Origin of the sequence: Aetokthonos hydrillicola CCALA 1050, assembly GCF_017591665.1 — a bacterium.
In the GTDB taxonomy this organism is placed as follows: Bacteria; Cyanobacteriota; Cyanobacteriia; order Cyanobacteriales; family Nostocaceae; genus Aetokthonos; species Aetokthonos hydrillicola.
Genome location: NZ_JAAKGC010000005.1, coordinates 58354 through 76185, shown reverse-complemented (window position 1 = coordinate 76185; position 17832 = coordinate 58354). Strand labels below are relative to the sequence as shown.

The window sequence follows — 17832 nt, the reverse complement described above, 5'->3', positions numbered from 1 at the left end:
GGGTTGGGGGGTCTGACTACACTTGACAGATGTAAAAGTAGAGCTTAATAAATGGTAGTGAAGGATACGGGTTTAGGTAATAGCAGCCTAAAATATCTTTTATTCTTTACAATCGGTACATTAAAACTTTCTTAGATTCCAGAGCCTTTAGCGTAACAATATTTTACATTTCGTTAGTACTCGGAGTAAATAGAATAAATACTACATTACCCCAAGTTATAACACAGTGATAATACTGAAGGAGTTTATGCGCTTTTTAGCTTAACTATAGAGTAATTACGGTTTATGGATGTTGTACAGAAAAGATATTCTGAGTCACAACTAGCAAATCAAATTGACGGCAACAGTTAGAAATTATCAAAACCCAACAATTCAGTTCAGTTATTGGTATTTTTCTGCTTTTATAGAGAATTATTTAATATTTCAGGAATTTGGTCATCTGCAATATAAAAGGGCTATAACAGTTGAGAGAAAGTACTAATCAAAGATTTACAATTCATCAAGGTGCAGCCACTGAACTAAGGGTAATTAATATACCAGGAGGTTCGAGACAAAAAGAATGGGGTTATTATCCAAGAGCACGCCAGGAATGGAAAAGCGTTTATCCTCGTCACCACAATGTCTAGATGAAGTAGATCGACTTAAACTATACCCGGTTAAGCTGATGCAGCATCAGGAAGAACCTGCCCACCAGTTGGCACAAAAAATTAACCAAATTATTGCCAGTAACTTGGCTCCATCAGGCATGTTGGAAGCAACTGCCCAAGCACTAGGAGTTGCTTTCCAAGTAGATTGCTGCTGCTTAGTGACTGTAATGGACAATGTCTCTGATGAGGCAATCAGTGCTTATTGGTGTACACAAGAGTATTCAGATGTGGCTCACTCAGATGAGGTATATTCAGTCGAACAGATGGATTTGCCGGTGGTGCAGTGTGCTTGTGAACCAACCATTGAGGATATTTCCAGAATAGAGAAAAGTCTGGTAATAGGATGTCAGTCCTTGCCAATACCAGTAAAAGCTGTTTTAGCCATACCTTGTCGATTTGGTGGCAATAACAACGGCGTGATCTGCCTCATAAAATCCCAACCCTATGATTGGAGTCAAAAAGAAAAACAATTATTAAAAACTCTTGAGCCATCTTGCGCGATCGCCTTTTCGCAAGTGGGACAAGCACAGATTATTGCTAGCCAAAAACGAGAGCTGCAAACCTGTACTCAGCATCAAAGCTTAATCAAGCAATTGACGATACTCAGCCGTAGTAACCTGGAGTTAAATCAAATGCTCCAGCTAACAATCACCTCTACGGCAGAAGCGCTCCAGGTAGACCGTGGTCTACTGATATTATTAAAATATACTGATCCGTTATTTAGAACTCGACCTAGAACACAAATACCTAAAGCGAAAGCAAATGTTGTTGGGCAATGGTTTAGAGAAACACTAACTTCTGTAGCTAGCGTGCTAGAGAATTTAGAGGATTCGTTTTGGCTTTTAGAGTGTGGGTTGTGTCAGCGGGCGTTTAGCGATCCTGGAAAAGCAGTTATCGTTAATAATGGCACAGACCAAAATGAGGGTTTGGCTGCTGCCCCAGTATTTGCTCTGGAAGTATTGCCGTCGGTGCTATTAATGCCATTAGAAAGTCAAGGCAAAGTTTTAGGATTTCTAGTGCTACAGCAAGCAGATGCTCGTGATTGGCAATCAGCAGAGTTAAATATTGTGGAAATGGTTTGTGCGCAAATAAGTAATGCTGTAATTCAAACACAAACGCTGCGACAAGTACAGATGTTGGTCGATGAGCGCACAGCTAAACTCCAAAGCAGCCTAGAACTCCAAGCCAAATTGCATGAAAGAACCCGGCAATACGTTGAGCAATTGCGAGAACTTAACGATCTCAAAGATGAGTTCTTGAGCAACATAAGCGATCGCCTACGCTACCCCTTAACCAACATGCGTATGGCTTTGCGTAATTTACGTCACCCCGGAATAACTCCTGAACGTCACACTAGGTATATGGATATACTAGAGCAGGAATGTACTAAGGAAATTAATTTAATTAATGATTTGCTGACATTCCAAAGATTGGAAAGCCAGCCACAGCGCCCACAATTAGAAACCATTTACATAAATGAAAAAATAGAAAATATAACAGGATCTTTTGAAACAACACTGGCAGATAAAGGCTTAAGAATTTCTCTAGATTTACCGGAAGAGTCTTACATCCTAGAAACTGAGGTAGAGAGTTTTGATCGGATCCTGCAAGAGTTATTAACGAACGCTTGTAAATATACCCAACAAGATACTGTCATTGAACTGCAAGTGACTCACCGAGTTGAACAACAAGTAGATCAGGTTATTATTAAAGTGACTAATATTGGACATGGCATATCTGAAGAGGAAGCCACGTACATATTTGATAGATTCCGTCGAAAAAAAGGAAGATGGACTCCTGGTACTGGCTTAGGACTAGCCTTAGCCAAGTCCTTAGTACAACATCTTAATGGAGCGATTACCGTGGAGAGTACCCCGATAGAAAACTCTAACCTAAGCAAGATCTGCTTCACCTTGACTTTGCCCCAATTTTCAGACAACAGCCAACAGTGATCGAAGAACAAAACATTCAACAAGAGGAACTTGATTTAACCGCCACCGAGGAAGAGTTATATCTAGAAGAAAATTTGGACTCTGATGTAGATGCTTTACAAGCTGTGCAAGTGCATATTCAAAAAATATCGCAGCGGCAGCGACAAATAACTGCTCAAGTCCAAATCCCTCAACCAGCAGCAAAAGTGTGGGAAGTGCTTACAGATTATGAAGCTTTGGCTGATTTTATCCCGAACCTAGCAAAAAGTTGTCGGCTGGAGCATCCTACTGGAGGTATACGCCTAGAGCAGATAGGCTGTCAGCGCTTACTACGCTTCAATTTTTCTGCGCGAGTGATTCTCGATTTAGAAGAATTCTTCCCGGAGAAAATTAATTTCCAAATGGTAGAAGGAGATTTTAAAGACTTCTCCGGTAGCTGGTGTTTAGAACCTTATTCTAACGGTGACTTGATGGGAACGTATCTCTCCTACACAGTCAAAGTCTGGCCTAAATTGACTATGCCTGTCGCCATCATAGAGCGTCGCCTTAGCCAAGACGTAAAATTAAATCTGATGGCAATTTACAAACGTCTAGAAAGCTTCTCAGCCCTGTGAAAGGGATTGAGCAGATGAGCAGTTATCAAGGGGTATGAAAACTCCAACACACCCCTTGACCACTGATAACTGTTTACTGTTCACTGTTTGATATACCCCCAGGGGAATTCGAATCCCCGTTACCTCCGTGAAAGGGAGGTGTCCTAGGCCTCTAGACGATGGGGGCGTCTGTCGTTTCACTTTTATAAAGGTAACTACTTTTCTCGATAATGTCAAGAGATTTAAGGAAAAAATTTTTAAAGATTCTGGGGAAGTTAAACTAGTACAGTGCTAGATCAACCGAACGGATGCCGATGATGCTAATTGAGTGTTTCCTGTTTGACTAAAAACATAGAGAATACTGTGTTATAAACAACCAAGTATGAACAAACATCTTGATCTACCAAGGAACATAGGGTGTCATGTTGCACCACGAAAGATGTTGAAATATATCCCTTGAAATTTGACATATGGAAGCATCTTCTCACATTGCCCTGCAAGTCGTAATCGCAGTATTTGCAGGTATTAGCGCTCAAGTGGTAGCTGCATACCTTCGTGTACCCAGCATTGTCTTTTTACTACTGTTCGGTATAGTCTTAGGCTCCGATGTTATTGGGCTATTACATCCCCAAATGCTAGGCACTGGGCTCGATGTTATTGTGGCGCTAGCAACAGCGATTATTTTGTTCGAGGGTGGACTGAATTTAGATCTCCAAGAGCTAGGTAGAGTTTCTGTTAGCCTGCAATTGCTTGTGACACTAGGAACGCTGATCACGTTATTGGGTGGCAGTATGGCGGCTCATTGGCTTGGCGAATTTCCTTGGCCGATCGCTTTTCTGTACGCTTCCATTGTTGTGGTCACAGGACCAACAGTGATCAGCCCCCTGTTGAGGCAAATTAACGTTGATCGACAGGTAGCCATGCTTTTAGAAGGCGAAGGCGTTTTAATTGACCCTGTAGGGGCTATTCTTGCCTTTGTTGTGCTAGACACTATTTTAAACGGCGATGCTGGCCCCAAAGGGGCGATCATCGGTTTGCTTGTGCGTCTTGGTATTGGTGCAGCAATTGGCGCAGCAGGTGGTTATTTAATGAGCGCTATTTTCAAACGCGCTAACTTTCTTTCCCTAGAGCTAAAAAATTTAGTTGTTCTTGCAGTTTTATGGGGGATCTTTACGCTAGCGCAGACGATCCGCACCGAGTCTGGAGTGATGACAACCGTAGTTGCGGGTATGGTTTTTGCGAACTCCTCTGTACCAGAAGAGCGTTTGCTACGGCGGTTTAAAGGTCAGTTAACAATTCTTAGCATTTCAGTTTTATTCATCCTGCTAGCAGCAGACTTATCTATTGCCAGTGTATTTGCTCTAGGCTGGGGTAACTTATTGACCGTTTTGGTATTAATGTTTGTTGTTCGTCCGGTTAATATCCTGTTATGTACTTTTAATAGTGATCTTAACTGGCGACAGAAACTATTTTTAAGCTGGGTTGCTCCTAGAGGGATTGTAGCTGCCTCTGTTGCTTCTTTATTTGCGATTTTGCTGACACAGCACGGTATCAACGGTGGTGATTCTATTAAAGCTTTAGTCTTTCTTACAATTATCATGACTGTTGTTTGTCAGGGGTTGACGGCGGGCTGGATCGCTCAATGCTTAAGAATCACCTCGAAACACGCAACTGGAGCAGTAATTGTTGGTTGTAGTCCCTTAAGTTTGTTAATTGCTCGATTGTTCCAAGAACGTGGAGAAAAAGTGGTGATAATTGATACCGATCCTCAACGTTGCGAGCAAGCTGAAGCGGAAAAGATAAAAGTGATCGGTAACAGCGCTTTAGATACTGGTGTTTTAGAAGAAGCAGAACTTGCTTCAATGGGAACTTTTTTAGCGATGACAAACAATGGTGAGGTAAATTTTGTTTTAGCTCAGCGAGCCGCCGAGGAATTTAATCCACCGCGTGTATTGGCAGTTTTCCCCCGCGATCCGCAAGCAACTACCTCAACCAATGAGAATAAAGTTAATCAAGCTTTTATCCCCGACTTTGCCATTAAAACTTGGAACGACTATTTGAATGATGGAAGAGTTAAGTTAGGGACTACTACACTTAATACGTCTGATTTTGCCCTTCAACAAGCACATTTACAGGCATTAATTCGCTCTGAGGAGTTGGTACCGCTATTAATAGAAAGAGACAATAATCTTCAGGTAATGCCAGCAAATCAAGAGTGGGAAGTTGGCGATCGCATTATCTACTTATTGCATGATCCCAGACCACAGCTTTTAAAACGTCTATCTGGTGCCAGCCAGTCAACTCGCCTTGCTTTAGAAAAGTTACCAGAAGTAGAAGAAGTGCCACTGGCAAAATTATCTCAGGCTGCTGCCAGTAACACTGTGGTTAGGAATTCTTAGCACAATTATGAATTTGCTGGTTCGGGCTGTTGTAACTCCCCTACTTCCATCACTTCTTTTTCTTGCCACAACGCTCCAACTAGATGGATCACCGCCAGAATTAAGGCTGTAATTGAGAGTATATAGCTGTGTATCGTGTAAAGATGCTGGACAGTTACCGTACTCACTGCTCCACCAGTGATAATGTCCCTTAGCTGTTCACCAATGAAAGGAATTGCTTGAATAGTTCCTAATTCGATGTTAAAACGCCAGTATCCTTCTTGATTCCATCCTAGAATCATCGCTGTCCACGCTAGCCCGATCAAGTTCAGGGTTAGGAATATGCCACTAATCCAAGCACTTAACCAACCGTTACGAAATTGTCGGCCTAGAAACATTACTACAATTTGAATGAGTGCGATCGCAATCACTCCATGCCCTGCGATCTCATGTGCTTTCCGGAACAACCATCCGTATGGTAATTCAGTGTTAATAACTTTCAATGACTGATATGCTGCTCCAGCAGCAGGTTCATAGTTAAAAGACAACAGAACTCCAGTACTGACACCAACAAGAGTCAACGTAATAATAACTACCGATAAACTTGTCGTTATTCGGCGCAAAACCATCTCAACGTTAGGATTTTTCATAGACCCTCGCCCCTTTGATTAGCGAATCATGTCTTTTTATTACAAGTTTAGCTAAGAAATATTAAAAATGCTTAACGTAAAAAAATATTTCGTATAGTAGTAAGTACGAATGTATAATATTATGCAAAATGAGAATAGACATAGGGCATAGGGCATAGGGTAGACGAGTAAGTATTACTTCGGTAAATCTTGAGCTGAAAGGAAGTCAATACGAATCGGATCACCTTTTTTTTTCTTTCTTTCCCTCCTGTGTTCTCTACTTCTTACCCCATGCCCCATGCCCCATACCCACTGTCCTAAAACTAATTTTCAAAATTAATTTTCAATAAACGCAACTTCTTGGAAAAATACTGCGTCATTTTTGTTTCGATTAACAACTATAAAAACTAGCAATCTTTCTGTTTTAAATCTGTTCAATAAAGCTATTATTTTATAAAAGCAGATCTGTTAATTATTGCCTGAAAGATAAAATCGCCAGTCAATTGCAAACGAGCCGAGTGAACGAAAACTGTTATGTCTTACGCCTCATTGCTGAAAAATATACCAGACTTCCTAAGCCAACCTACTGGAATAGCAGCTATTGCCTCTGTTGGCATCCACGGTACTATCGCGTTCATCCTGCCGTTGATGCCAGTTGACTCCAAACCAAAACAACAAGAAATAAATCCATCAAAAACTGTTGGAGTTGTTGAATTAAATCAGGCAGAACAAAACCGCCTTCCACAAGCGGGAGTACCCCAAGTAGCAATAAAACCCCTTGCCTTACAACCTCAAATCCCTCCGCCACCACCAAACTTATCTACGCAACAGCAGCTTTTATCTCCAATACCTCAATCTCCTACGACTCAGGTAATATTACCTCCACTACCTAAATCATCAACTAACTTATCTATTCCTTCTTTACCCAAAAGTCAGCCCTTACAGAGACTCCCGCTAAGTAATTACCCGATCAACCCTATTAGTAGTTCGTTAAATCCAACAGCCATAAATCCCCGACCATTAACTCGTTTTAATGACAAGGTGGCATTGGGGGCACCCCAACCTCTACCACCTTCTAATATAAGCGAATTGCAGCCTGCTAAAACACCTGCGGAACTAGCACAAACAAATTTGCCGATACAAAGTGTTAACACAACTAATAGACAAGCAAATATAGCTACAGAACTACCACAGACAAATTTGCCAGTCCAAAGTGTTAATACAAATACTAGACAAAGCAATATAGCTACAGGAGTATCATCTTCTAGCCGTCTACCAGAATTACAAGCTGCTAAAGTACCGCCAGATCTGCGAAGTGTTCCATCTGTTATCCCCCTAGGAACAACACAAAATACAACTTCACCCGTCATAGCAAATGGAAACACCGTATCAACAGCTATACAAAATCGGCAGCTAATAACTCCAATAGGAGAACCTTCACAAACTAGAGTCAGCCTAGCAAACACAAATTTAATACCATCCCCGCAAGCTGGGAACGCTTCCCTCTCGCCGCAGATGCAGTCTACCTCAAATATGGGAGGAGCAGTAGTTGGAAAAACTCCTAATTTTGGGGATCAATTTAATCAAGTCAAGCAACAATACCCCAATATAGAAACTAAACTGCCTATTTTTGGAACAATTAATGCAAAATCAAGCCAACAAAGTAGACTTGATGGTGCTTTGATTGTAGATGCTGAAGGTAAAGTTGAAACAGTAACCTTTATGAATAACTCTGTTTCATCTGATCTCAAAGCATCTACCAGAGAATATTTTAGAGAATATTTCCAGAACAACCCTGTTCAAAAAACAGGTAAGCCCAAGTATTACCCATTTAGCTTATCTTTGAAAACTGATGGTAGCTCTGAGGCTGTAAAACAAGCACCTGCCCGTTTGCTTCAAGTTGCAGCACCTACCAATAACACAGCTGGATCTTCATCTGCCATAAATCAAAAGCAGGAAGCTTTATCTAAACTACGACAAAGATTGATAGAACGTCGTAGAGGCTTCTCTCCTGTGGCTCAACCATCAAATGAACAGCCAGCTAATGTTTCTCAGCAAGTGCACACACCACAAGTAAATGCACAACCACTTCAGCTTAAACAGGTAAGCAGAATTTCACCCCAAACTTCTGTTAAACGACAAACTAATGAGGGAATTAGAGGCAATCAACCAACACCACCATCACAAATTATTCCTCAAGCATCATCTCAACCCAAAGTCAGTAGTAATCAGCCATCGACTTCTATCGAATCTGGGCAAAAACTACTGAAGCGATTGCGCCAACTTAGAGAACAAAGACAGAACAACGAGTAGGAGGGAGTAGGGGTTATCAGTGAACAGTAAACAGTTATCAGCGATCAAGGTGTATTGTAGGGGGCTTAAACCCAAAAATAAACACATTATTCATCTTGGCTGATAACTGATAACTGATAACTGATAACTGAAATCACCATCCTTGTTGAGCTTTTTGAAAGACGTAAGCGGCGACTTCTAGGATTTCCTGATCGCTTAGCTTATTCTTGAAGGCTGGCATAGCATTTTTACCATTCTGTATCTGGAAGATAATAGCTTTGATTTCATCGGTATCATAATTTTCTAAGTATTTTGATAAAGCTTCTTGTTTCAAAGTTTTCTCGGCGATAAGAATATTACCGCCACCTATATGGCAGGAAGCACACCGTTCACTAAAGATTTTTGCACCGTCAGATGTTTCGGCTGCAAATGCTGGATTTATAAATTTAAATATAGATAGGGCGATCGCCAACACAATAATTAATAAAAATCTTTTCAAGAGATTTTCCTCGCGATAAGGCTCCGGTATTAGTCGGGGAGCTACAGCGTAATCATACAATTGACGGTGACAAGTTCATCCTCTCCATTTACATTCCCTTTATGGCATATCGAGAGAGAATAGAACCCGTCACCGCCTTTGATCTCTAGCATGTGCCTAAACTAGCGACTTTGACAAATGACTATTAATGGCTAAGTTTACACAACAAGCAAGGAAAATCAATCATCTAAGCCTCAAATAGCACTATTGTTAGCTATTGAACAACTGTTACTTTGCCAACCATACCAGCTCCGCGATGAGGCTCACAGTAAAAGGTGTAGTCGCCAAGAGGTGCATCTGCTGCAAAAGTTGTTTCTTGAGATTGTCCTGGAGTCATGAGCAACTTCTTATGAGATAGGGACTTCGCTAGATCTTTATCTTTAGAAGGGTTTTTTGCGGGATCAAACACCACATTATGGGGAGGAACTTTGTTGTTCACCCATTTAATTGTGTCGCCGGGATGAACGGTTAATTTCTTGGGTTCAAACACTAACGATCCTTTATCAGAACCCAGTTTAACAGTATATGTCTCAGCAGCAGCACTCTCGCTAAAAATGGCAAAGCTACTAACAACTAAAAGAATTGTCAAAACAGCTAAACCCAAGCGTCGTAGACTTGAGGCAATCAGTTTCATTGCTTCCTCCGAACAATCAATTTACTTTTCACATATTCATTTTAAATAAAATTGAGACTAAATATGACAGTCTGTCTTAGATCCTGTTTTTTTTAATAAAAGAGAGTACTCATCCAGAAAAACTCATGCACTCAATCATAAATTTAGTCACTAGTCTTTAGTTTTCAGTCTCCAGTCTTTAATAAGCTTTAATCACTCTAAAAGTAGCGTGATAATAACATCTTTCAAAGACCAAAGACCAAAGACTAATGACTAATGACTAATGACTAACGACTAAAGCATCAAACTACTACAGCCCGGCGTAAATAAAGCAGCCATTCAAACAGCCAGAAGCCTTGATTTATAAAAACTTTTGAATGCTTGACTTTCGCTCAGCGGCGCTAGCTTTAGTAATAAATTTTGCCACCACCCCACTTCTGACCAACAACTTTGGGTTGTAGGAGAATATGACCGGCGATCACTTTTAAGTCATCATCGCTCAGATTTCTCATTTTGGTGAAAATATCAGAACTCTTGGTGCTGGGATGAAGTTCAGCAATCTCTTCTTCACCATCGTAGGTGGTGGGGTTTTTCAAGTAGTCAACCAAACCTTCAACGTTGTCGCGGGGTGGTGTTGCTAACGCGAGATCTTCAGGAGCTAAACCCACATTCTGGTTTGTCTTCGTAACACCGCCAGCATGACACTGGGCGCAAGCGTAATTAAATAAGCGTTTACCTTCTTTGACTTGTTTAAGGCTGAGTTCTATGGTATCACCTTTGTCGTTTAATTTGACTGTGCGGGTAGCCGCATCTAATTCCAGGGCTAAAGCACTATTGACAAAAAACTGAAACGATAGTAAGACAGCTGCAAAAATGCCAAGTAATCTTCTTAACATGTTTCCCCTTAACAGTTTTAACTCGCAACATAGTTATGACAGCGATATTGACTCCCGTGCTGCTAACTGCTGACTCCTAAGAATTAGCAGTTAGCCATTAACTAGTCAATTGACTTCGGTTTCACCAACATTGTTATTAGTACCTGTCGAAGCTTGTTCCGACAGAATTTCGGAAATTATCGCCTTTGCATCCTCCAACGCCAAACGCGTCTTTTGGTTTTTGTAGGCAATTTTCAGTTGGTCACAGATAGATAGCACCTTGTCTACAGGAATACTATAGTCTGCTGCTATCTCCCCAATTGATAGGTCTGCAAAACCCATAATATTTGTTAACACACAGATAGAGATTTCGTCGCTGTAATACCAATTATCACTTTAAGGGGGTCATTTTTTGCCGAAACTCATTGATTGATACTAACCTTTGCCTCCTGTAAAGGTAACACCCTGGATAAAATACCTATTGAAGGCAGCGTAAAGAGCCAAGGCTGGAAGGGTGAAAACTATAGAAGCTGCCATAATATAGTTCCAATAGCTGATGTATTGTCCTTTAAAGGTGTTGAGCCCCAAGGGAAGGGTAAACATTTCTGGATCAAACAGGATAACTACTGGTAGCAAGAAGTTGTTCCAACTACCCATAAACACAAAAATCGCTTGTGCTGCTAACGCTGGTTTTGCTAATGGTAAGACAATATGTCGGAAAATACCAAAGGTCCTCAAACCATCTAGTTGGGCAGCTTCTTCTAGTTCCTTTGGAAAATTGACGAAAAATTGCCGCATCATAAAGATGAAAGTAGCATTGACCATACTAGGCACAATCATCCCTTGATAGGAGTTTAGCCAGCCAAAGGCTTTTAGAATTAAAAATGTGGGAATTAACGTCACCTGTGCTGGAATTGCCAATACTGCCAAAATCAGGAAGAACCAAAACTGCCTTCCTCTAAAATATAATCTTGCCAGAGCGTAACCTGCCATCGAATTCAATAGCAGGTTAGAAACGGTGACACTAAAAGCAATGATCCCACTGTTCAGCAGCCATCTGAAAAACAGTGGTTGTTGTAGAAAGATTTGTTTGTAGTTATCGAGGGTAAAGTTTTTTGGGAGGAAGTTACTACCCCCTGCGACTATTTCAGATAAGGGTTTAAATGATGCTGAAAGCGCCCATAAGAATGGAATCAGCGTAATCACTGCGTAGAGGGTTAATATAACATACAGTAAGGCTTTCCAAAAGCGGGTATTGGGCATAGGGCATGGGGCATGGGGCATGGGGCATGGGGCATGGGGCATGGGGCATGGGAAGACGAAGTGAACGTCTTTATTCGGAGAAGAAGCGGCGTTGGATCAAGGTGAGAGTGATGATGACAGCAGCCAGTAGAAAGGCGATCGCAGCTGCATAACCCATTTGCAAGTTACGAAACACTGCTTGGTATATGAGTAGAACTACCGTGAGAGTGGCGTTATTTGGGCCACCAGTACCACCAGAAAAAATATAAGATTGATCAAATAGCTGAAAAGTTCCAATAACGCCGATTGTGACGACAAAGAATGTCACAGGCTTAAGTATAGGAACAGTAATATGAATAAACTGCTGCCAGCTATTAGCTCCATCTATCGCTGCTGCTTCATAAAGTCTTTGGGGTATATCTTGCAACGCTGCTAAGTAAATTACCATATAAAACGGCGCAGTTGACCAAATATTCATTAGCATAATGCCTTTGAGTGCAACTGCTGGATCTCCTAACCAGTTGTAAGTGGGCAGCCCTAAAAAAGCAAGAAAATCATTGAGTAACCCATTGGTATTGTAAATCCACATAAAAATTAACGTTAGAACGGCTGAAGAGGTGACTGTGGGTACAAAGTAAAGGATCCGCCACCAATTTTTGCCGCGAATACCAGAATTGAGGGTTACCGCTAAGATTAAGGCTAGAACAGTTTGTGCTGGCACTACAATAACTACATATTGTGCTGTATTTTTTAGTGCGATCCAAAATCGTTCATCTTGAAGTAGCTCTGAGAAGTTGCGAAAGCCAATAAACTTGTAGTCGATTCCTCCTAAAAGTTGTACCTTCTGTAAAGACAGAAAAACCGCGTAGACAATCGGTAGTACAACAAAAGTTCCCAAAATCAGAATAGTTGGTGAGATAAACAGATACCCCGCTAAATTTTCTGTTATCTTCTCGTTGGCTTTTCTTTCTCGCGTTCTAGCTTCAGACACAAACACACCTCCGCCTGATTTTCTACTCACTAAGAACTAAATCATCGAAGGATAATCAGGTTGAGCGCGAAAATGCTGTTCTAGAATAGACATTACTGCTAAAACTATGTCCTCGCGCCAGTGACGAGCAACTACTTGAACGCCTATAGGTAACCCTAAACTTCCTTGTTCTATCTTACTTGCAGCCGCTTCTATTTGACTTTTTTTCGGGTTACGTTCGCTTTCTTCTCCCTCCCTTACTCGTGTTGCAGCTACTACTCCCGCAGGCATTCCCAGTAGATTATATAAACAGGTATAAGTCGTATCCTCACTTACAAAAAAGCCATCGCCGTGAGTAAGGGCTGGTAAAGCATTCGAGGGACAAATAATTGCATCGTATTGGTTACGATTCATTGCTGCTAAAAATTCGGTGCAAAAATCGTCTTTTTCTTTAGTGACTTCCCAATATTTGGTGACGGAGATTTTCCCTATTGATGCTAAGCTTCTTGACATATCCTCTAATCCCAACAACCCAGCAATTGAGGAGATTCCATTCAACAAGCCTCTAGGAGTAGAGGCGATTTGATGGTAAGTTTTAAGCTGCTTATTCCACTGAGCGTTACCAACGTGTTTTTTGAAAGTAGCATAACCATCAGCAGAAGTTAATTGCATGAATAACTGCACTGCTCTAGCTAGATTGTTCGGTGTCCATTCCTCTACTACTGCACCATAATTTTCTAATGCTGATGCTGCTTCTCTAACTGCTCTTTGAATCGCAGGTGATGGAGTCATCACATTGTTATCTGTATAAAATGCAATCCGCAAATTCTCAACTTGAACAGTCTCAGGTTCTCGCCAAGCAACTGGGGGAATGTGATAATCTAAAACTTCCTGACCTGGTGCACAAAGAATTTTCATTACTAAACTCAGATCTGGAACTCTTCTTGCCAACACTCCTGGTTGAGAGATAATTACTGATTGACCAGGTAAAAATGAAGCATGACCAGACAGGGTTAACCTTCTCGAAGTTGGTTTGATAGAATTAATACCACACGCATGGGCGGGCATCCGTACACTCCCACCAAAGTCACTACCTAAGCCTAAACAAGAACCACCTGCTGCGATGATTGCTGCTTCTCCCCCAGTACTCCCGCCAGGAGCGCGGTTTGAATTCCACGGGTTAACCGTACGCCCGTAAACTGGGTTATCAGTTTGATTCAGGGCAGCTAACTGAGGTATATTTGTCTTACCTAAAATAATTGCCCCAGATCGTCTGAGTCTTTCGACCATCACAGCGTCTTGGGTTGCTTTCATTTGAGGTTCTCCCGCAACCCCCATTGTAGAAATAGTTCCAACAACGTCAAAAGAAGCCTTGATGGTGATAGGCACGCCATGCAATTCACCAAGAGTTTCTCCTACCTGATGAGCTTCATCGGCTGCAATCGCGTCTTTCTTGGCTTGTTCAAATAGCGGTATGATTACTGCATTCAGTTTTGGGTTAACTGCTTCAATACGAGCAATGTGAGCCTCAATGACTTCACAGGCGGATACTTCACCAGACGCAATTCTTTGCGCAATTTCTGTGGCACCAAAACCGATAAATTTATTCATAAAGATTTGTACAGTCGCGTGCAGTAAAAGTACAAATCTTTATGTTAAATTAACTAATAATGTTTTGGTTTATTAATAATTCCCCTAAGGCGTTATGCTTATTACAACTTAACAATTCAAGAATTTGTTTGTGGGCTATCTTTTGTGCTCCCAATACCCATTTCCTTGCTGCTGTGCTTTAATTGTTTCCAGAGCGTTCTGGTCTGCGTATAAGCTTCTTCAGGTGAGATTTTCCCGCTTGTTTCTAATGCAGCGATATAGCTTATTTTGTGAGCAAATTCCTGGAGATTGGCATTGAACAGTAAGTTTTCTGGCTTGACACGACCGTGGTAGCGGCTGCGAGGGTATAAAAATTTTTCTTTGTCAACTTTATTGTGCTGTTCCATCAATTCGCCTCTTAAATTGTTCTTATTGATCAACTTGTAAAGGTCTAATATATTCCGCTTGCTCTATCTTATGCACTTTTTCTTTATATTCTCCTTAAATATACGATTATATAAGATTTACTCCATTAATTGAATCTGCGTATTGGCTTGTTGCTGCGCGCGAAGCATTGCTTGCTTTAACGGTTGTTGTTTTAGCATGGCACTAACAAACTGATTATCAAAGTTGTTTGTGATGGCTGCCGGGTAATTGCCTGCTTGCCAAGGCATAGCGTAATCAATCCCAGTCACGAATGTAGACCGCAGGGGGTCTTGATCATAGCCTAAGATTTTAGCCACTGATTTCCGAGTAGGCAATGTAAACCCAGATTCTGTCCATCGTTTCATGCCTTCTTTACCGGTGAGAAAGGAAATGAGTTCCCAAGCTTCGGCTTTGTTTTTTGTTTGTTTATTCATAACGTAGGCAACAGTAAAGACCATTGTGCCTTTTTTATTATTAATACTGGGTACTTCTGCGATCGCAAACTCTATTTGAGGAAATGTCTGTTTCAGATAAAGAATTGCCCAATTACCTTCAATCACCATTCCCACCTTACCCTGACCAAACATTTCACTTCCTGAGTTCGTTCCCACATCAGAATTTTGTGCTGAGGAGCGATCTTTTTGATACTGATCTACGACTAACTGCAATCCCTGTAAACCAGCAGGGCTTGCAAATGTTGCGTATCCATTCTTGTCAACGATTTGTCCACCAAAGGATTTAATCTTATAGGCTTGACGAGCTAATTCTGAAGTCTCTCCAAAACCGTATTGATCGATTCTGCCGTCCTTGTTAGTATCAATTGTTAGTTTCTGAGAATAAGCCCGTAATTCATCCCATGTACTTGGAGGAGTTGTTAAGCCAGCAGCCGTGAAGGCTTTTTTGTTATAAAACAAAGCAAGGGTAGAAAAGTCTTTGGGAAGACCGTAAATATGGTTTTGATATTTGAATGTGTTGAGTAAAGTCTCCTCAAAGTCAGCTAGATTAAACGTGGGAGTAATGTACTTATCTAGCGGTTCCAAGACATTTTGACTCATGAGCAAAGGAGCATCCAGGGAATCTAAGTAGAATACATCTGGTGCAGCTTCTCCAATCAAACGAGTTTTGATGACGTCCATGTATTGGTCGGAGATAACCTCATATTTGACTTTAATATGTGGATGTTTTACTTCAAACTCTTTCAGTACCTTTTTTAATAGTTCTTCTTCGACTGGACTAGATCCCCAACCACTAAGCTTGATAACTACAGGAGTTGACCCTGTAGAAGCACTGTGTTGCACTATGCTGTGACAGCCAATTATGAGGATGGCGATCGCTATGAGCGATACCAAGAACTGAAAGGCTCTTTTTGTGTTCATGGGAAGTCACGAAAGGTTTTAATCAAAGTGAACCCCAAACATACGAGCCAAAAATGTAATGTTTGTGGTCACGTTGATGCGGAGAGTAGAGACAAAGAAAAGTTCATTTGTGTTTCCTGTAATCACATGGCGCAGGCGGACATAAATGCAGCTAAAAATATAAAAGAACTGGCTATGTTAAGCATAGCCAGTATGGTACTGGGGGACTCTCAGGAACTGGAACCACGAGGTTTATTACGCCCGAAACAACGTAAGGAGACATCAGTACGCCGACAAGGCAAACGTACTGAGCCTGGGAACCTTAGCAATAAGGATATTGAGAGACTTGTCTCTTAAGAATCTCCGTGGCTTTAGCCCGGAGAGTGTCAATCCGCAATACTAGAACTTAAAGTTCTTGTCTCCCAAATCACCATATTATGGTTTTTGGCTGGAGCAGGTGGTTGGTGTAAGGCAATTAACTGCGCTAAAGTTTGTTTTAACTGAGTACGAGGAACAATTTCATCAACAAAGCCGTGCTTGAGTAAATCTTCAGCACTCTGAAAATCTTCTGGCAATTTTTCCCGCAAAGTTTGTTCAATCACTCGACGCCCAGCAAAACCAATAGTCGCTTTTGGTTCAGCCAAAATGATATCACCCAACATGGCAAAACTAGCAGTAACGCCTCCCATGGTGGGATTAGTTAAAACTGGAATGTATAGTAGTCTTGCCTCTCTATGATATTGTAGGGCAGCAGAGACTTTTGCCATCTGCATCAATGAGAGCAATCCTTCTTGCATCCTTGCGCCACCTGATGTACAGACAATGACTACAGGATAACGGCGTTGAGTCGCCTGCTCGATCAAGCGTGTAAGTTTTTCTCCTACAACAGATCCCATGCTAGCACCAATGAAGCGGAAATCCATCACGGCAAGGGCAATGGGCAAGCTATTGATTTGACCTAAACCTGTTTGGACGGCTTCTAGTAAACCGACTTTATCCTGCATTTCGCGAAGACGATCTATATAAGGTTTGCGATCGCGAAATTGTAAAGGATCCGAGGGACGTAAATGCTCATCCATTGGTCGCCATGTATTAGGATCTATCAACTGGCGAATGCGTTCATCACTATCAACTCGATTATGGTGTCCGCACTCCACGCAAACCATCATATTAGCTTTTAAGTCTTTGGTATATGTTAAAACACCACATTGGGAACACTTATGCCATAGTCCATCAGCTATTTCTCTTTCTTGCCGTTCTTGAGTGATAGATCCAGATTTTCGTCGATTTGCAAACCAATCTAATAAATTGGCGGACAAGGATTTTAAACCGCGTGATTCTTCGTTGTTGGGCATTTGTATCTTATTGTTAAGAGGGTAGTAGTAAAAAACAGGTAAATTCCGTTTCTTTAAATTTGTCTTCTAACCAATTCAGACATCTTGTGTGGGTACTTAGTTGCTAGCTTAACGAAAATACATAAACTAATTCAAGTCTACAGTTTCTGTTGTAGAAAACTCAATCGTAATAAGCTGCTGGAGTAGATAGAAACGAAATAAGTAACTGTTCTATTGGTACTAGTACAACGGGCGCAGGAATTAGAGCTATAATATCCTGTAGCAAGCCTCTAGGTGCCTATAAAAGAACACAAGAAGCTTATGATATCAGCTTTTTTAATTTTGAACGAGCAAATTTTGCTTAGCAGTACTAGTACTTAAGGGTGTAATTCTAGTCACAAGTTGATATTAGCAAAGCC

At 41.2% G+C, this 17832-nt stretch carries 16 protein-coding genes and 1 tRNA gene; 5 read left to right on the top strand and 12 right to left on the bottom strand.

Going from position 1 to position 17832, the window contains the following annotated elements; genetic code table 11:
- Nucleotides 1-589: 589 nt before the first annotated feature.
- Nucleotides 590-2599 (top strand): GAF domain-containing sensor histidine kinase, encoded by a 2010-nt coding sequence (locus G4P69_RS04075; protein WP_208341540.1) that lies wholly within the window; start codon nt 590-592, stop codon nt 2597-2599.
- The gene (locus G4P69_RS04070; protein ID WP_390691843.1) at nt 2599-3192 is read left to right on the top strand and encodes an SRPBCC family protein; all 594 of its coding nucleotides are present in this window, start codon (nt 2599-2601) and stop codon (nt 3190-3192) included. The genes G4P69_RS04075 and G4P69_RS04070 overlap by 1 nt, the downstream gene beginning before the upstream one ends.
- Before the next feature lie 93 nt (nt 3193-3285).
- On the opposite strand, the gene G4P69_RS04065 is transcribed toward G4P69_RS04070, so the two are convergent.
- A tRNA-Glu gene (locus G4P69_RS04065) sits at nt 3286-3358 on the bottom strand.
- Between the two features lie 283 nt (nt 3359-3641).
- Here G4P69_RS04065 and G4P69_RS04060 point away from each other — a divergent pair.
- The gene (locus tag G4P69_RS04060; RefSeq protein WP_208341538.1) at nt 3642-5570 is read left to right on the top strand and encodes a cation:proton antiporter; all 1929 of its coding nucleotides are present in this window, start codon (nt 3642-3644) and stop codon (nt 5568-5570) included.
- Nucleotides 5571-5575: 5 nt separating this feature from the next.
- Here G4P69_RS04060 and G4P69_RS04055 read toward each other — a convergent pair whose 3' ends face one another.
- Nucleotides 5576-6199: a cytochrome b N-terminal domain-containing protein gene (locus tag G4P69_RS04055; protein WP_208341537.1), complete on the bottom strand. Its 624-nt coding sequence runs from the start codon at nt 6197-6199 to the stop codon at nt 5576-5578.
- A gap of 513 nt (nt 6200-6712) precedes the next feature.
- Between G4P69_RS04055 and G4P69_RS04050 the strand changes: the two genes are divergently transcribed.
- Complete coding sequence (locus G4P69_RS04050) at nt 6713-8491, top strand: hypothetical protein (protein ID WP_208341536.1); 1779 nt, start codon at nt 6713-6715, stop codon at nt 8489-8491.
- 133 nt (nt 8492-8624) lie between these two features.
- Here G4P69_RS04050 and petJ read toward each other — a convergent pair whose 3' ends face one another.
- The 9 genes from petJ to G4P69_RS04005 all read right to left on the bottom strand — a co-directional run bounded on the left by petJ (nt 8625) and on the right by G4P69_RS04005 (nt 16100).
- Complete coding sequence (petJ, locus tag G4P69_RS04045; RefSeq protein ID WP_208341535.1) at nt 8625-8969, bottom strand: cytochrome c6 PetJ; 345 nt, start codon at nt 8967-8969, stop codon at nt 8625-8627.
- Between the two features lie 253 nt (nt 8970-9222).
- Nucleotides 9223-9642 carry a plastocyanin gene (gene petE / locus G4P69_RS04040; RefSeq protein ID WP_208341534.1) on the bottom strand — a complete coding sequence of 140 codons (420 nt, stop codon included), beginning with the start codon at nt 9640-9642 and terminating at the stop codon, nt 9223-9225.
- A gap of 386 nt (nt 9643-10028) precedes the next feature.
- Complete coding sequence (gene psbV / locus G4P69_RS04035) at nt 10029-10517, bottom strand: photosystem II cytochrome c-550 (RefSeq protein WP_208341533.1); 489 nt, start codon at nt 10515-10517, stop codon at nt 10029-10031.
- 105 nt (nt 10518-10622) lie between these two features.
- Nucleotides 10623-10838: a hypothetical protein gene (locus tag G4P69_RS04030; RefSeq protein ID WP_208341532.1), complete on the bottom strand. Its 216-nt coding sequence runs from the start codon at nt 10836-10838 to the stop codon at nt 10623-10625.
- A 93-nt stretch (nt 10839-10931) separates the two neighbouring features.
- The gene (locus G4P69_RS04025; protein ID WP_208341531.1) at nt 10932-11759 is read right to left on the bottom strand and encodes a carbohydrate ABC transporter permease; all 828 of its coding nucleotides are present in this window, start codon (nt 11757-11759) and stop codon (nt 10932-10934) included.
- Nucleotides 11760-11829: 70 nt separating this feature from the next.
- A complete protein-coding gene (locus tag G4P69_RS04020) occupies nt 11830-12729 on the bottom strand; it encodes a carbohydrate ABC transporter permease (RefSeq protein ID WP_208341530.1) in 900 nt (299 codons plus the stop codon).
- A 36-nt stretch (nt 12730-12765) separates the two neighbouring features.
- Nucleotides 12766-14319 (bottom strand): amidase, encoded by a 1554-nt coding sequence (locus tag G4P69_RS04015; protein WP_208341529.1) that lies wholly within the window; start codon nt 14317-14319, stop codon nt 12766-12768.
- A 116-nt stretch (nt 14320-14435) separates the two neighbouring features.
- On the bottom strand, nt 14436-14705 hold the full coding sequence (locus G4P69_RS04010; RefSeq protein ID WP_208341528.1) for a DUF7219 family protein: 270 nt from the start codon (nt 14703-14705) through the stop codon (nt 14436-14438).
- 117 nt (nt 14706-14822) lie between these two features.
- Nucleotides 14823-16100, bottom strand: coding sequence for an ABC transporter substrate-binding protein (locus tag G4P69_RS04005; RefSeq protein WP_208341527.1), 1278 nt, complete (start codon nt 16098-16100; stop codon nt 14823-14825).
- Here G4P69_RS04005 and G4P69_RS04000 point away from each other — a divergent pair.
- The gene (locus G4P69_RS04000) at nt 16014-16436 is read left to right on the top strand and encodes a zinc ribbon domain-containing protein (protein ID WP_420798728.1); all 423 of its coding nucleotides are present in this window, start codon (nt 16014-16016) and stop codon (nt 16434-16436) included. The two genes, G4P69_RS04005 and G4P69_RS04000, sit on opposite strands and share 87 nt — an antisense overlap.
- Before the next feature lie 29 nt (nt 16437-16465).
- On the opposite strand, the gene accD is transcribed toward G4P69_RS04000, so the two are convergent.
- Complete coding sequence (gene accD / locus G4P69_RS03995; RefSeq protein WP_208341525.1) at nt 16466-17434, bottom strand: acetyl-CoA carboxylase, carboxyltransferase subunit beta; 969 nt, start codon at nt 17432-17434, stop codon at nt 16466-16468.
- Nucleotides 17435-17832: the final 398 nt, after the last annotated feature.

What these genes read in the sequence shown, in the direction of transcription:
- G4P69_RS04075 (WP_208341540.1), top strand. Translation starts at nt 590, where the DNA reads ATGGAAAAGCGTTTATCCTCGTCACCACAATGTCTAGATGAAGTAGAT.
- G4P69_RS04060 (WP_208341538.1), top strand. Translation starts at nt 3,642, where the DNA reads ATGGAAGCATCTTCTCACATTGCCCTGCAAGTCGTAATCGCAGTATTT.
- G4P69_RS04055 (WP_208341537.1), bottom strand. Translation starts at nt 6,199, where the DNA reads ATGAAAAATCCTAACGTTGAGATGGTTTTGCGCCGAATAACGACAAGT.
- G4P69_RS04050 (WP_208341536.1), top strand. Translation starts at nt 6,713, where the DNA reads ATGTCTTACGCCTCATTGCTGAAAAATATACCAGACTTCCTAAGCCAA.
- petE (WP_208341534.1), bottom strand. Translation starts at nt 9,642, where the DNA reads ATGAAACTGATTGCCTCAAGTCTACGACGCTTGGGTTTAGCTGTTTTG.
- psbV (WP_208341533.1), bottom strand. Translation starts at nt 10,517, where the DNA reads ATGTTAAGAAGATTACTTGGCATTTTTGCAGCTGTCTTACTATCGTTT.
- G4P69_RS04030 (WP_208341532.1), bottom strand. Translation starts at nt 10,838, where the DNA reads ATGGGTTTTGCAGACCTATCAATTGGGGAGATAGCAGCAGACTATAGT.
- G4P69_RS04025 (WP_208341531.1), bottom strand. Translation starts at nt 11,759, where the DNA reads ATGCCCAATACCCGCTTTTGGAAAGCCTTACTGTATGTTATATTAACC.
- G4P69_RS04015 (WP_208341529.1), bottom strand. Translation starts at nt 14,319, where the DNA reads ATGAATAAATTTATCGGTTTTGGTGCCACAGAAATTGCGCAAAGAATT.
- G4P69_RS04010 (WP_208341528.1), bottom strand. Translation starts at nt 14,705, where the DNA reads ATGGAACAGCACAATAAAGTTGACAAAGAAAAATTTTTATACCCTCGC.
- G4P69_RS04005 (WP_208341527.1), bottom strand. Translation starts at nt 16,100, where the DNA reads ATGAACACAAAAAGAGCCTTTCAGTTCTTGGTATCGCTCATAGCGATC.
- accD (WP_208341525.1), bottom strand. Translation starts at nt 17,434, where the DNA reads ATGCCCAACAACGAAGAATCACGCGGTTTAAAATCCTTGTCCGCCAAT.